10 protein-coding genes and 1 riboswitch are annotated in these 13,071 nt (G+C 72.6%); of the genes, 5 read left to right on the top strand and 5 right to left on the bottom strand.

The genetic code is table 11. The annotated features are described in order from the left end of the window. The first annotated feature begins 99 nt into the window (after window positions 1-99). Together AB0H52_RS10630 and AB0H52_RS10625 are read left to right on the top strand one after the other, a co-directional pair. Window positions 100-1,470, top strand: a complete 1,371-nt coding sequence (locus AB0H52_RS10630; RefSeq protein WP_357946553.1) for a YibE/F family protein — start codon at window positions 100-102, stop codon at window positions 1,468-1,470. Between the two features lie 166 nt (window positions 1,471-1,636). Next, window positions 1,637-1,767, top strand: a riboswitch (cyclic di-AMP (ydaO/yuaA leader). A 4-nt stretch (window positions 1,768-1,771) separates the two neighbouring features. Beyond that, a complete protein-coding gene (locus AB0H52_RS10625; RefSeq protein WP_151488010.1) occupies window positions 1,772-2,791 on the top strand; it encodes a hypothetical protein in 1,020 nt (339 codons plus the stop codon). A 57-nt stretch (window positions 2,792-2,848) separates the two neighbouring features. Here the strand turns inward: AB0H52_RS10625 and AB0H52_RS10620 are convergent, their stop codons facing one another. Then, window positions 2,849-3,565, bottom strand: a complete 717-nt coding sequence (locus AB0H52_RS10620) for a carbonic anhydrase (RefSeq protein WP_151488009.1) — start codon at window positions 3,563-3,565, stop codon at window positions 2,849-2,851. 225 nt (window positions 3,566-3,790) lie between these two features. On the opposite strand from AB0H52_RS10620, the gene AB0H52_RS10615 reads away from it, so the two are divergent. Both AB0H52_RS10615 and mycP read left to right on the top strand, forming a co-directional pair. Continuing rightward, window positions 3,791-4,126, top strand: coding sequence for a MarR family winged helix-turn-helix transcriptional regulator (locus tag AB0H52_RS10615; RefSeq protein ID WP_151488008.1), 336 nt, complete (start codon window positions 3,791-3,793; stop codon window positions 4,124-4,126). Between the two features lie 50 nt (window positions 4,127-4,176). After that, window positions 4,177-5,418, top strand: coding sequence for a type VII secretion-associated serine protease mycosin (mycP, locus tag AB0H52_RS10610; RefSeq protein WP_357946548.1), 1,242 nt, complete (start codon window positions 4,177-4,179; stop codon window positions 5,416-5,418). Window positions 5,419-5,505: 87 nt separating this feature from the next. Here mycP and AB0H52_RS10605 read toward each other — a convergent pair whose 3' ends face one another. The 3 genes from AB0H52_RS10605 to eccCa all read right to left on the bottom strand — a co-directional run bounded on the left by AB0H52_RS10605 (window position 5,506) and on the right by eccCa (window position 10,289). Continuing rightward, window positions 5,506-5,784 (bottom strand): WXG100 family type VII secretion target, encoded by a 279-nt coding sequence (locus AB0H52_RS10605; protein ID WP_139583997.1) that lies wholly within the window; start codon window positions 5,782-5,784, stop codon window positions 5,506-5,508. 25 nt (window positions 5,785-5,809) lie between these two features. Further along, window positions 5,810-6,118 carry a WXG100 family type VII secretion target gene (locus AB0H52_RS10600; RefSeq protein ID WP_151488007.1) on the bottom strand — a complete coding sequence of 103 codons (309 nt, stop codon included), beginning with the start codon at window positions 6,116-6,118 and terminating at the stop codon, window positions 5,810-5,812. A 205-nt stretch (window positions 6,119-6,323) separates the two neighbouring features. Then, window positions 6,324-10,289, bottom strand: a complete 3,966-nt coding sequence (gene eccCa / locus AB0H52_RS10595; RefSeq protein WP_357946545.1) for a type VII secretion protein EccCa — start codon at window positions 10,287-10,289, stop codon at window positions 6,324-6,326. 166 nt (window positions 10,290-10,455) lie between these two features. On the opposite strand from eccCa, the gene eccD reads away from it, so the two are divergent. Then, entirely contained in the window at window positions 10,456-11,853 is a 1,398-nt protein-coding gene (gene eccD, locus AB0H52_RS10590; protein ID WP_151488005.1) for a type VII secretion integral membrane protein EccD, read from the top strand. A gap of 23 nt (window positions 11,854-11,876) precedes the next feature. Here the strand turns inward: eccD and AB0H52_RS10585 are convergent, their stop codons facing one another. Beyond that, the gene (locus tag AB0H52_RS10585; protein WP_151488004.1) at window positions 11,877-13,064 is read right to left on the bottom strand and encodes a type VII secretion protein EccE; all 1,188 of its coding nucleotides are present in this window, start codon (window positions 13,062-13,064) and stop codon (window positions 11,877-11,879) included. Between the last annotated feature and the right edge of the window lie 7 nt (window positions 13,065-13,071).

Genomic DNA, 13,071 nt, shown 5'->3' with positions numbered 1-13,071 from the left:
TCAGCGATCCGCCGCGCCCGCCGCCGCAATACCGCGGCGGCGGTGAACCGACCGGCCCGTCGGCACGTACCCCGCACCGGATTCGTTGGGAGTCTCGCATTGGGTTCCGACCACACCCGTTCCGCTCCGTCCGCCCCGCCCCGGGTACGACGGATCCTCGTCGCGACGGTGGTACCCCTGTTCGTCGCCACGGTGGTCGCGGCGCTGGTGCTCTGGCCCCGCGACGGCACGCCGGAGACCGGCGGCGGCGCGGACGTCCCGCGCTACCAGGGCACCGTGACCCGTGTGGTGACCGAGCCGTGCCCGCCCACGCCGCAGACCCCGGAGGGCACACCGGACGCCGGCGACGGGCCGTGCGGCACCGTGGACGTCCGGGTGCAGAACGGGCCGAGTGCCGGGCAGCAGGTCCAGACTCCGGTACCGGACGGCCCGGGGGCGCCCCGGGTCGACGTCGGCGACGAGGTCATCCTGGTCGAGCTGAACGACCCGGCCGATTCCAGCGCCAGCAGCTGGAACATCGCCGAACACCAGCGCGGCACGCCGCTGGTGTGGCTCGCGGTGGTCTTCGCCGCCGCGATCGTGGCGTTCGGCCGGTGGCGCGGCCTGGCCGCGCTCGCCGGGCTGGCCGCGAGCTTCGCCATCCTGCTCACCTTCGTGCTGCCGGGCATCGCGGCCGGTCGGTCACCGCTGCTCGTGGCGGTCGTCGGCGCCGCGCTGATCATGTTCGTGGTGCTCTACCTGACGCACGGGGTGACCGCGCAGACCTCGGTCGCCGTGCTCGGCACCCTGGGCAGCCTGGTGCTCACCGGCGTGCTGGCCACCATCGCCACCGCCGCCACCCACCTGACCGGCTTCGGCAGCGAGGACGCCACCACGCTGTCGATGTTCCAGGCCGACGTGGACCTGCACGGCCTGCTCCTCGCCGGGATCATCATCGGTTCGCTCGGGGTGCTCGACGACGTGACGGTCACCCAGGCGGCCACCGTCACCGAGCTGGCGAACGCCAACCCCGGCCTGACCCGGTTGCAGCTCTACCGGGCGGCCACCCGGGTCGGCCGGGCCCACATCGCCTCCACGGTCAACACCATCGTGCTGGCGTACGCGGGCGCCTCGCTGCCCCTGCTGCTCCTGCTCACCGCCGACACGCGCCCCCTCGGCCAGATCCTCACCAGCGAGTTCCTCGCGCAGGAGATCGTCCGCAGCGCGGTCGCCACCCTCGGCCTGATCGCCGCCGTACCGCTGACCACCGGGCTCGCCGCGGTGGTGACCGCCGCCGGCCGGTCGGCTGCCGCGCCGGCCGACGACGCCCCCGCCGGGCGGCCCCGGCCGGACCGGGCGGAAGCGCTGGCCGCCCTGAGCTCCCCCCGCACGGGTCCACCGGACGGACCGGACCCGACGGGGCCCACACCCCCGCCCACCGCCACCGACCGGTGGCCAGAGCCGAACAGGAGCACGGATACGGCATGGTGACACTCCTCAGCGTGACCAGATCGGGCATCCGGCCTGAGAATCGCATCACTGGTCACTCAACGCCATGGCGAAATGACGCTTTTAGTCGGCATCGGGACGTAGCTCAGGCGGTCGACTCTCGGGTAACCTCGCTGCCGGTCACCGCCGAAGGCGCGAATCGGCGCCTGCGGTACCACCGCCCAATCGCCAACCGGCGAGCCGGGAACCCAGGTACGTGGGGTGAATCCGCGACAGCGGTAGGGGCCACTTCCGCCCCGAACCCGTCAGCTAACCCGGTCGGCGGTCGACGGAAGGGAACATTGTGACGGCACCCCTACGCCGCTGGTTGACACCGGTGGTGGCCGTGATCGCCGCACTGACCGTGCTCGCCGGGCCCCTCCCCGCGCACGCCGCCCCGACGACTCCCACGCCGTCCGGGCACGAGGAGGACGGCGAGCCCAAGCTGCTCACCGACGTCATCGAGAAGACCAACCGGGACTACGTCGCCGCCAAGTCCAAGCTGGACAAGTCCAAGAAGCGACAGCTCGAACTCTCGCACGAGGTGGACCGCGCGAAGGCCGACCTGGAGGCCCTGGCCCCGCAGGTCGGTCAGATCGCCGCCCAGTCGTACCGGACCGGTCGGATCGGCGCGATCGCGATGCTGCTGGAGAGCGACGCCCCCGACTCGTTCGTCCGGCGCGTCGCCACGCTCGACGAGATGAACATGGTCAACGAGAAGAAGCTCGCCGAGGTCAACGCGGTGAAGTTTCGCGCCGAGCAGGCCAAGCTGGCCCTCGACGCGGAGGTCCGCGAGCAGCAGAAGCAGGCCGCCCTGATGGCCAAGGAGAAGCGCGACGCGGACAAGGCGCTTGCCCTGGTCGGCGGCCAGGGCTTCACCGGCGGTCTGGTGGACGCCACCTCACGGGTCGCCGCGATCGGCCCCGGCCGGACCGTCGACGGTGAGTGGAAGTCCGAGTCCTGCAGCGAGAACGACCCCACCACCTCCGGCTGCATCACGCCGCGCACGCTGCACGCGTACAAGGAGGTCAAGAAGGCCGGCTTCAACCGGTTCGTCGGCTGCTACCGCCCCGGCGGGCCGTGGGAGCACCCGAAGGGCCGCGCCTGCGACTGGTCGTTGCAGCAGAGCGGCTTCAGCCCGTGGCACAACGACGACACCCGCATGTACGGCAACAACGTCGCCGCATTCCTCATCCGTAACGCCGACCGCCTCGGCATCTACTACGTGATCTGGAACCGGCAGATCTGGTTCCCGGCAACCGGCTGGAAGTCGTACAGCGGGGACTCGGACCACACCGACCACGTCCACATGTCGATGCTCTGACCCGCACCTCTCGCTGTCGAGGGCCGTCCCGCGTCACGCGGGGCGGCCCTCGTCGCGTCAGGCGGCTGCCGCCGCAGACCCGTCGGGCACGTCGAGCGTCGCCACGCCGGCCGGGACGGCGGCGACCGGGCGCACCACTCCGGCGGCCAGCCGGTACGACACGCCCACCACCGCGCACCGTCCCCGCGCCACCTCGTCGGCCAGCACGGACGACTGCCCGAGCAACGTCTCGACGGTCTGCGCGATGTGAATGTCGACGATGCCGTCGATGTCGTCGACCCCCTCGGCGGCGGCCCGACGGAGGCTGGGCAGGACGGCGTCGACCACCGCGCCCAGGTGCCCCGCCGGTGCGACGCCGGTGGCGGTGACCTCCCGGGCCGCCTGGACCGCGCCGCACGAGTCGTGGCCCAGCACGACCACCAGCGGGGTGCCGAGCACGGTCACGGCGTACTCGACGCTGCCCAGCACCTCCGGGCCGGTCGTGTGCCCGGCCGTGCGGACCACGAACAGGTCCCCCAGCCCCCGGTCGAAGATGATCTCGGCGGCCAACCGTGAGTCGGAGCAGCCGACGATCACCGCGAACGGGTGCTGTCCGTCGGCCACCGCGGCCCGGTGCCCGGCGTCCTGGTTGGGGTGGCGCGGGGAGCCGCTGACGAAACGCCGGTTGCCGGCGACCAGCTCGGCGTACGCCCGGGCCGGTTCGGTGTTCGTCGACGACTCGTCTGCGCCGCGCTGCGAACCCGGCTGCCCGCCGGATGCTCCGGGAAGACTCATCCCCGCTCCTCGTCCATGCGTATGACCTGGTCAACCGGGCTCTTCAGGCGGGCCTGCGGTGAGCGCCGGCTCGGGGCTACACCGTCACACGCACCGGAAGAGGCGTCAAGATATGCGTGATTTAGATTTCATGCATTGACCCGGCGGTCAGTCGTCGGACACCCCCCGAGAGTGGGGCGGGGAAGCCCTTGAGGCAGGCTTGGCACCTGGAGAGGTGGTCCAACCATGGCACGGACTGTGACGGGCGACACCGGCGGCGGGCGGAACTGGACGTTCCTCACCAACCACGGGCACGTTCTGCTGGCCATCGCCCGCGACCCCACCGCACGGCTGCGCGACGTCGCGGCGGAGGTCGGCGTGACCGAACGGGCCGCGCAGGCGATCGTCGCGGACCTGGAGGCGGAGGGGTACCTGCGGCGCACCCGGGTCGGGCGGCGCAACGAGTACACCCTCAACCCGTCCGGCCGGTTCCGGCACCCCGCCGAGGCCGACCGGCAGGTCGGCGACCTGCTCGCGCTCTTCACCGAGGCACCTCCCGTGGACACCACCCGCCCCTCCTGACCGCGACCGCCGGGCCGCTGCCCGGCGCACCACAGCGGTAATCTCTGCGGGTGCGCGAAAGCCTGCCGATGAGCGCGACCGAGCCGCCCCGCCGTGCCCGGCGGGCCACCCGACGCGTCCTCAGTGGAGCGTTGGCGACCCTGCTCGGCACCGCCCTGGTGGCACCCGCCCCGGCGGTCGCGGCACCGCCCACCTGTGGCCCTGCCGGCGAGTCGGGCCTGACCGAGATGCCGTGGGGGCTGCGCCGACTGGAGCCGTCCTCGGCCTGGCCGTTGTCCCGTGGCGCCGGCGTGACGGTCGCCGTCATCGATTCCGGGGTTTCCGCCATCCACCCGGTGCTCAAGGGCCAGGTGCTCGACGGTCGCGACTTCAACGACCTCCCGGCCAACCAGGGGCAGTGCGACCTGGTCGGGCACGGCACGATGATCGCCGGCATCATCGCCGGGAAGGAAGGCACCGGCGTCCCGTTCAGCGGCATCGCCCCGGCCGCGCGCATCCTGCCGATCCGGGTCCTGCCCGATCTCAAGAGCACCAACGACGAGGCGCTGCCCGGGCAGGTCGCCGCCGCCATCGACTGGGCCGTCGACCAGGGCGCAGACGTGATCAACATGTCGCTGACGACACTGCCCCGCCCCGAGCTGGCGCAGGCCGTCGAACGGGCGCTGACCAAGCGGGTGATCCTGGTCGCCGCCGCCGGCAACCGGCAGGAGAACCAGCAGGACCGGCCGGGCTACCCGGCCGCCTATCCCGGCGTGATCGCCGTCGGCGGCGTGGACGAGCAGGGTGGCCACGTCGGCACGTCGGTCAGCGGCTCCTACGTGGACATCGCCGCGCCGGGGTTGAACATCGTCGGACCGGCCCCCGGAGGGTCCGGCTACCGCGCCGAGCCCAACGGCGGCACCAGCTACGCCGCCGCGTACGTGTCGGGGACGGCCGCGCTGGTCCGGGCCGCCTACCCCGACCTCGACCCACAGCAGGTCGCCGACCGGCTGGAACGGACCGCCGACAACCCGCCCGACGGGCACAACGCGGACATCGGCTACGGCGTGGTCAGCCCGTACCGGGCGGTGTCGAGTGTGCTCGGCACCCGCACGGACCCACCCGCCGGGGCACTGCCGGCACCCACCCCGGAGACCGACCCGCTGAGCTGGCAACGCACCGCCGCGCTCTGGGCCGCGGCGATCGGCGCTCTGCTCGTCGTGCTGCTGCTGGTCGCGCGACCGGTGCTGGCCCGAGGCCAGCGGCGCGGCTGGCGCCCGGGCCGGCGTACGGACACACCCGTCACCGACTGAGCTGGCTCCTGGGCCGCCGCGGGCTGGACAACGCACTGCGGCCCCGACCCAGGTCGAACCCGGACCGGAGCCGCAGCGGCGATTGCCTCAGCTCCACACCTTGGAGTTGCTCATCTCGGTGGAGACGTAGTTTTCCCGGGCGATGCCGACGGCACCACCGATCTCGTTGAGAATCCGGTTGATGTCCCGGACGGCCGTGTCCCACTTCGCCTGGTGCTGCTCGTAGGCGACCCGGTCCTCGCCGTCCCAGTGCAGCTTGGACAGCATCGACCGCAGCGTGTCGAGCTTCTCGTCGATGGTCTTCGAGATGGCCTGCATCTGCTGGTTGCTGCTCTCGAGGACCGCGTAGTCAACCTTGATCGTCACGACTTCCTCCTCTGCTGACTGCGGATCACGGGTTGAGAGCAGAGTGGAACTTGTCCAGCATCTGCTGCTGCTCTTCGTCGTTGACCTGGTGCGTCGTACCCGACTTGTCGAGCAGGTCGGCGATGCTGTCCATCGCCGTCAGCAGCTTGACGGTGTCCTCGTTCCAGCGCGACATCAACGACTGGAAGCCCGTGGACGCCTGACCCTTCCACGCCATGGCCAGGTCGTCGACCACGTTCCACAGCTTCTTCAGCTCGCCGTCGACCTCGCTGCGCGTGGACCGCACGTCACTCGCGGCGGTATGCAGAGTCGCAGCTTCGACCTCGAACGCCATGCTTCACACCCTTCCGTCATGTTGTGGTGGCGGCTTCGCCGCACCCCTCCCCCGCGGCAAGGCAGCGACACCCCACCGACGGACACTCCAGTGAAGACCGTAGCCGACCCGGTCCAGCCGGCGCAGCCCTGACCGGCCACGTTCGATGGATAGTGGTGAATCGGGAATGCGACCCAACGATCGGCGCCCGTGCACGTCGACCCCGTCAGGACGGCTCGGACCAGGCGGTCTGGATCAGTTGCTGGCCGTCGCGGCGACGCACGAGGGTGCCCCGACCCGGCGGCTGCGGGCTCGGCCGCAACGTGCCGAAGACGGCACCCTCCTCCCGGTTGCCGGACATCAGCAGGCCCGGCGAGTCCAGTTCCCGTAGCCGTTGCAGCACCGGTTCGTAGAGCGCCCGGGACACGCCACCGACCCGCCGCGTGACGACCAGGTGCAGGCCGATGTCCCGAGCCTGCGGCAGCAACTCCAGCAGGGCGCTGAGTGGGTTGCTGCCGCCGGAGGCCACCAGGTCGTAGTCGTCCACCAGGATGTACAGGTCCGGACCCTTCCACCAACTGCGGTCGCGCAGCTGGGCCGTGGTCACGTCCGGGCCGGGCAGCCGGTTGGACAACGCGCTGCGGATCGAGCCGAGCCCCTGGGCGAACGCCTGGTTGGACGGTGCGTAGTCCAGCAGGTGGTCGCCCTCCACCGCACCCAGCAGGCCGCGCCGGTAGTCGGCGATCACCAGCCGGGCCTGCGCCGGCGTGTACCGCTCGGTGATGCCTCGGGCGATCAACCGCAGCAGGTTCGTCTTGCCGCACTCGGCGTCGCCGAAGACCGTCAGATGCGGCTCGTTGACCAGGTCCAGGTAGACCGGCGCGAGCGCCGACTCGTTGACGCCGATCGGCAGGCCGGGCACCGACCGGTCGATGATCCGGGCCAGCTCGGCCACCGGAAGTCGACGCGGCAGCAGCCGCACCTTCGGCGCCGGACGACCCGGCCAGTTCGTCGCCACGTGCCCGGCCAGGGCGATCGACGCCTCGGTCAGGTCCTCGATGTCGCGGCGGCCGTCGATCCGGGAGATGGCGGTGAGGAAGTGCAGCTTGTCCCGGGTCAGACCACGGCCGGGTGCCTTCTCCGGCACGTTCATCGCCGAGCGGCGGTCGATCTCCGACTCGGACGCGTCACCCAGCCGCAGCTCAAGCTTGGTGCCGAGCAGATCCCGCATGTTGATCCGGATCTCCGCCCAGCGCACCGCCGTGAGCACCACGTGCACGCCGAAACCGAGACCCCGGTTGGCGAGCGTCGTGATGGTCTGCTCCAGCTCCTCGTACTCCTGGCGCAGCGTGTTCCAGCCGTCCACCACCAGGAACACGTCACCGAACGGGTCGTCGGCGAACTCGCCGGCGGCCCGCCGACGGCGGTAGCTGGCCACCGAGTCGATGCCGTGCTGGGCGAAGCGCGCCTCCCGGTCGTCCAGCACCGCGACAACCTCGGCCACCGTGCGGCGCACCGCCTCGACGTCCCGCCGGCCGGCCACCCCGGCCATGTGCGGCAGCCGCTCCAGGCTGCGCAACGCGCCACCGCCGAAGTTCAGGCAGAAGAACTGCACCTCACGCGGCGTGTGGGTGAGCGCCAGCGACGCCAGCAGCGTACGGAGCATGGTGCTCTTGCCGCTCATCGAACGGCCCACGATGACCACGTTGCCGCCCGCGCCGGCCAGCTCGACCATCATCGGGTCACGGCGCTGCTCGTACGGGCGGTCGACCACGCCGACCGGCACGGTGAGGCGGCCCCGGCCCGGCCACGACGCGGTGCACAGGCCGTACGTCGGGTCCACGGCCAGCTGGCCGAGCAGTTCACCCAGGCCCGGCGGGTCGGCCAGCGGCGGCAACCAGACCTGGTGCGCCGGACGGCCACGGCCCTTGAGCTGGTCGATCAACACGTCGAGCATCGCCACGGCCTTGCCGTCCGCCGGCTGCTCCGGCTCCGGTGCGGTGTCCACCGGCATCTGCGGGGCCTGCGCCGGAATGAAGTCGAGCCCGTACGGCACGATGCGGCGTTGCACCAGCGCCTGCGACGCCGACGCCTGCTGCCCCGGCGCCCGGTACGCCCCCGACACGTACGCGGCCCGGAACCGCAGCATCGTGCTGGTGTCCGTCTTCAGGTAGCCGTGCCCGGGCGCGTTCGGCAGCTCGTACGCGTCCGGCACGCCGAGCACGATCCGGCTCTCCACCGCCGAGAAGGTCCGCAGACCGATCCGGTACGACAGGTGGGTGTCCAGGCCGCGCAGCTTGCCCTCTTCGAGGCGCTGGCTGGCCAGCAGCAGGTGCACGCCGAGCGAACGGCCCAGCCGGCCGATCATGACGAAGAGGTCGATGAAGTCGGGTTTGGCGGCGAGCAGCTCGCTGAACTCGTCACAGATGATCAGGAGGCTGGGCATCGGCGCCAGCGGTTCGCCGGCCGAGCGGGCCTTCTCGTACTCGAAGCGGGAGACGTAGTTGCCGGCGGCCCGCAGCAGCTCCTGCCGGCGCACCATCTCGCCGGCGAGCGCGTCCCGCATGCGGTCCACCAGCGGCAGCTCGTCGGCCAGGTTGGTGATCACCGCGCTGGTGTGCGGCAGCGCCTCCAACGAGGCGAACGTCGCGCCACCCTTGAAGTCCACCAGGACGAAGTTCAGTTCCTCCGACGAGTGGGTGACCGCCAGCGCGGCCACCACCGTACGGAGCAGCTCGCTCTTGCCGGAACCGGTCGCGCCGATCACCAGACCGTGCGGGCCCATGCCCTCGTGCGCGGACTCCTTGAAATCCAGCTCGACCACGTTGCCGTCCGGGCCGACGCCGAGCGGGATGCGCAGCCGGTCCCGGTGCCCGCGTGGCCGCCAGGTCTGCCGGACGTCGACCGTGGCGGCGTCACCCACGCCGAGCAGGTCGGGCAGCTCCATGCTGCGGGCCAGCGGCTCCTCGTTGCTGGTCTGCTGCTGGGAGAGCCGGTAAGGGGCGATCTGCCGGGCCAGCCCCTCGGCGGCCTCGGCGGTGAGCCGGTCCGGGCGGCCCAGCGGCGACGACGAGCTGCCCCGGACCAACTCCAGGGTGCTTCCGTCGCCCACGTCGAGGCACAGCAGCCAGCGGCCGGCGTCGCGCGGGACGGTGCCGGACAGGTCGATCATCGTGGCGCCCAGCAGACCCGGGCCCAGCAGCTGGCCGGTCGGCGACACCTCACCGCCGTCGATCACCACGACCAGGTGCGGCGCGGTGGTCAGCGGCTTGGTCTCGGGCGCGAAGCGGGGTCGCCCGGCCAGCTCACCGGCGAGGGACTCCTCCGCCTCGGCGAGGCTCGCGAACACCAGTCGACGCGCGCCCGCCGCGTCGGTACGTCCACTGTGGTGCGCGTGCGGCAGCCACTTCACCCAGTTCCAGGCCGACTGCCGGTCCGGTGCGGCCACCACCGCGATCACCAGGTCGTCCGGGGCGTGGAAGGTCGCCAGCTGACCCAGCGCGGCCCGGGCCAGGTCGAGCACCGGCTCCCGGTCGCCACGTAGCACCACCCGGCTGAACGCGCGCACCGACAGCGCGGTCGGCAGGTCGGGCACGCTCGAGTGGGCGCGGACGAACCGGCGCAGCGCGATCGCGCTCATCGGCTCCAGGTCCTCGACCGGCTTGGTCTCCGGCGGAACGATCTCCACCGCCAGTCGCTGCGGGCCGAGCGCGATCCGGGTTTCGCCGAAGTCGTCCTCGGTGATCCGCCGCTCCCACAGCCGCCGGGACGCGGCGATCGACCAGAGCGCGTCCGGCTCCGGATGCCGCCACGCCATCGCCGCACGCTGCTGCTCGGCCGCGCGCCGGGTGCGCTTGCGCATCTGGGCCAGGTAGCGCATGTAGTCGCGGCGGTCGGCGTTCAGCTCGGCCTTGTCCTTGCCGCCGTTGTTGGCCAGCGAACCGATCGCCATCCCGAGCATGGAGACGCCGAACAGACCACCGGCGACGTACGTCATCATGCCGCCGCCCTTGCCGGCGTAGAGGAATGCCATCGCGCCGACCCCGCAGAACATCGGCAGGATCATGAGCAGCTGCCCCATCCCGCGGGGCGTCGGCTCCGGCAGCTCCGGAGGGGACTCCAGCAGCACCTCACCGCGCGGCAAGGCTGGCCCCGGCTGACGCGGGAGCCGGCGGAACACCACCGTGCTCACGGCTGTCTCCTCCCCAGAAGCGGCCTTGACGACATGCCGTCGCGGACCGAAGTCTGCGGGCGGGCATCGTACGTGCACGCCATCGTAGGTAATCTCCCGTGGGCGCGGTGGACCCGCATCGCGGCACCGCGGCCAGCCGATCGTAGACGGACACCTGGAGGCCACTGTGGCGACGAAGACGGCGACCGGTGGTCTGAGCCGGATCACCATCGTGGCTCCGCGTACCCGAATGGATCTGGCCCTGCCGTCGGACGTGCCGTTGGCGGACCTGCTCCCCACCCTGCTGCGCTACGCCGGAGAGGATCTCGCCGACGAGGGGGTGCGGCACGGCGGTTGGGCACTGTCCCGGTTGGGCGGTGCGCCGCTGGACGGGGGGCGTACGGCGGTGCAGCTCGGCGTCCGCGACGGTGAGGTGCTCTACTTCAATCCCCGCTCGGCGGCGGCCCCGGAGATCGTCTTCGACGACGTGGTGGACGCGGTGGCCACCGCCACCAACCAGCGACCCGGTGCCTGGCAGGTCGGCGCGAGCCGGTCCTTCGCGGTGCTGTTCGCCGCGGCGGCGCTGGGTGCCGGCGCGCTGGCCGCGCTCTTCGCCGGCCCACCGCACCTGCCCGGCGCGGTGGCGGCTCTGCTGGTGGCGGTGGCGCTGCTGGTCGGCGCGGCGGTGCTGTCCCGGGCCGCCGGTGACAGCCGGACCGGCGCGGTGCTGGCCATGGTCGGCCTGGTGCACGCGGGCACCGGGGGTCTGCTGCTGCTGGCCGGCGACCGGCCGTTGACCGACCTGGCGAGCCCGCACGTCCTGCTCGCGGCGACCGCCGTGGTGGTCGGCGGGGCGGTGGCGGTGCTGGCGGTCGGTGACCGGTACCCGCTGTTCTTCGCCTCGATCGGCGTGGGCGCGGCCACCGGCCTGGGCGCACTCCTCTGCCTGGCCTTTGGCATCGACGCCGCGGCCGCGGCGGCGGTGGTCGCGGCGGTCGCGTTCGGCGCGGTGCCGGCGTTGCCGATGGTGGCCTACCGGCTGGCCCGACTGCCGGTGCCGTCGATCCCGACCGGCCCGGAGGACCTGAAGACCGACAACGAGTCGGTCGACGGCCGGCAGGTGCTCCAGCAGAGTGAGCGCGCCGACGAGTTCCTGACCGGTCTGCTGTGGACCGTGTCGATGCTGGTCCTCGGCGCGGAGCTGGTGCTCGCCCTGGACGGCCGGCTGCCGGCGGTACTGCTGTGCCTGGTGCTGGGGCTGCTCTCGCTGCTGCGTGCCCGTCCGCTGCTGGGCCGGGCGCAGCGCGTCCCGGTGCTGCTCGCCGGCACGGTGGGGCTGGGCCTCGCCGCCGCGGCGGCCTTCGCCGACGGGTCGCTGCCGGTCCGGCTCGGCCTGGTCCTCGGTGGGCTGCTGCTGGCCGCCGTGATCAGCCTGGTCTACGGGCTGACCGTCGCCGGCAAGCGCATCTCACCGGTCTGGGGCCGGCTGCTCGACATCGTCGAGATCCTGCTGATCATCTCGCTGGTGCCGCTCGCCGTCTGGGTCTGCGGGCTGTACGGCTGGATCGTCAACCTGCGGCCCTGACCGCCGAAGCACGGACCAGCCGGTCAGCGCGCCGGCGGGCGGGTGGAGACGCCCAGCATCGATCCGACCGGCGCGCTCGCGTACACACCGGGGCCGTGCTGCCCGTCCACCGGCCGGGCCGACGCACCGGCCCGGCCGGCCACCTCCCGGACCACCTTGACCAGCGCCTCCACGTGGTTGTCCATGGCCGCGACCCGCAGCAGCGGCGCCGCCATCCGCCCGTCCGCGGACACCGACACGGCCACCGTGTGCGACGGCGCAGAGGTGGCGGTGACCGCGTCCACGAGCGGACCGAGCGGTGCGTCCGGACGGCCGCGCAGGGCCATGCAGCGGTGCGTCCAGCCGCCGCCGCGCAGCCCCTGCCAGGTCTCCGTCGGTGGCTCCGGCACGAGGTCCAGCCCGGCGGCCGAGACCACCGCCGAGCGCAGCTCGTCGCGACCCAGCGGACGGTGGGACAGCCCGGCCGCGGTCAGCGCCTTGCCGAGCCGGCCGATGCCGGCGGCCAACGTCCGGTGTACGCCAGCCAGTCCGCCTCCCCGGCTCACCGCCTCCACACGGGCGTCGCGCACGGTGAGCCGCAGCGCCACCCAGACCGTCCGGTGCGCCGCCGGCGCCGCGCCGGGCGCCGGATACCAGACCAGGGTGTGTGCGACGACCTGGGTGCCGGACACCGGCGCGGCGAAGTCCGCGAGCACCGCCAGCGCTCGGTCCACGGTGGACGCCTCGACCGAGCCGACCGCCGTGCCGGTGCCGGACTGCAACGCGATCGCCGCGAACCAGCCGTTGTCGTCCTGCCCGATCCCGAGCCGGGTGCCCCGGTCGGTCAGCTCGATGACGCTCAACTCGGGGGCGAGCGCGGCGAGGCGTGGGTCCGCGGCGCTGCCGTCGGCCAGCGCCGCCGTCGCGCGTTCGCGGCGTCGCCGCAGTCGACGGCGCAGCAGCAGGTCCTCAAACCACCAGCGGCCGGCCCGGCGGGCGAACGCGGCCAGGACGACCAGTGCCGCCACGGTGCCCACCGCGGCGAGCAGCCAACTCGGACCGGTGGTCGAGGCCCAGACCGCGACCGCGCACAGCTCCAGCAGAACGAGCTGCCCCACGAGCACCGGGCCGACCCGGCCGCGACCGGGACGGTCGGCCGGTGGCGTCGCTCGTGCCGGGACGTCGGACGGGCTCGTGGCTGCTCGGGCGGGTCGCGCCTGAACCTGCGTCATGGCTGAC

The sequence above is a fragment of the Micromonospora sp. NPDC050695 genome (assembly GCF_040654415.1).
Classification (GTDB): Bacteria; Actinomycetota; Actinomycetes; order Mycobacteriales; family Micromonosporaceae; genus Micromonospora.
The sequence above is the reverse complement of the archived record's forward strand: the minus strand, read 5'-3'. Positions and strand labels throughout refer to the sequence as shown.

What these genes read in the sequence shown, in the direction of transcription:
- AB0H52_RS10615 (WP_151488008.1), top strand. Translation starts at nt 3,791, where the DNA reads ATGGCACGGACTGTGACGGGCGACACCGGCGGCGGGCGGAACTGGACG.
- AB0H52_RS10600 (WP_151488007.1), bottom strand. Translation starts at nt 6,118, where the DNA reads ATGGCGTTCGAGGTCGAAGCTGCGACTCTGCATACCGCCGCGAGTGAC.
- AB0H52_RS10585 (WP_151488004.1), bottom strand. Translation starts at nt 13,064, where the DNA reads ATGACGCAGGTTCAGGCGCGACCCGCCCGAGCAGCCACGAGCCCGTCC.
- AB0H52_RS10620 (WP_151488009.1), bottom strand. Translation starts at nt 3,565, where the DNA reads ATGAGTCTTCCCGGAGCATCCGGCGGGCAGCCGGGTTCGCAGCGCGGC.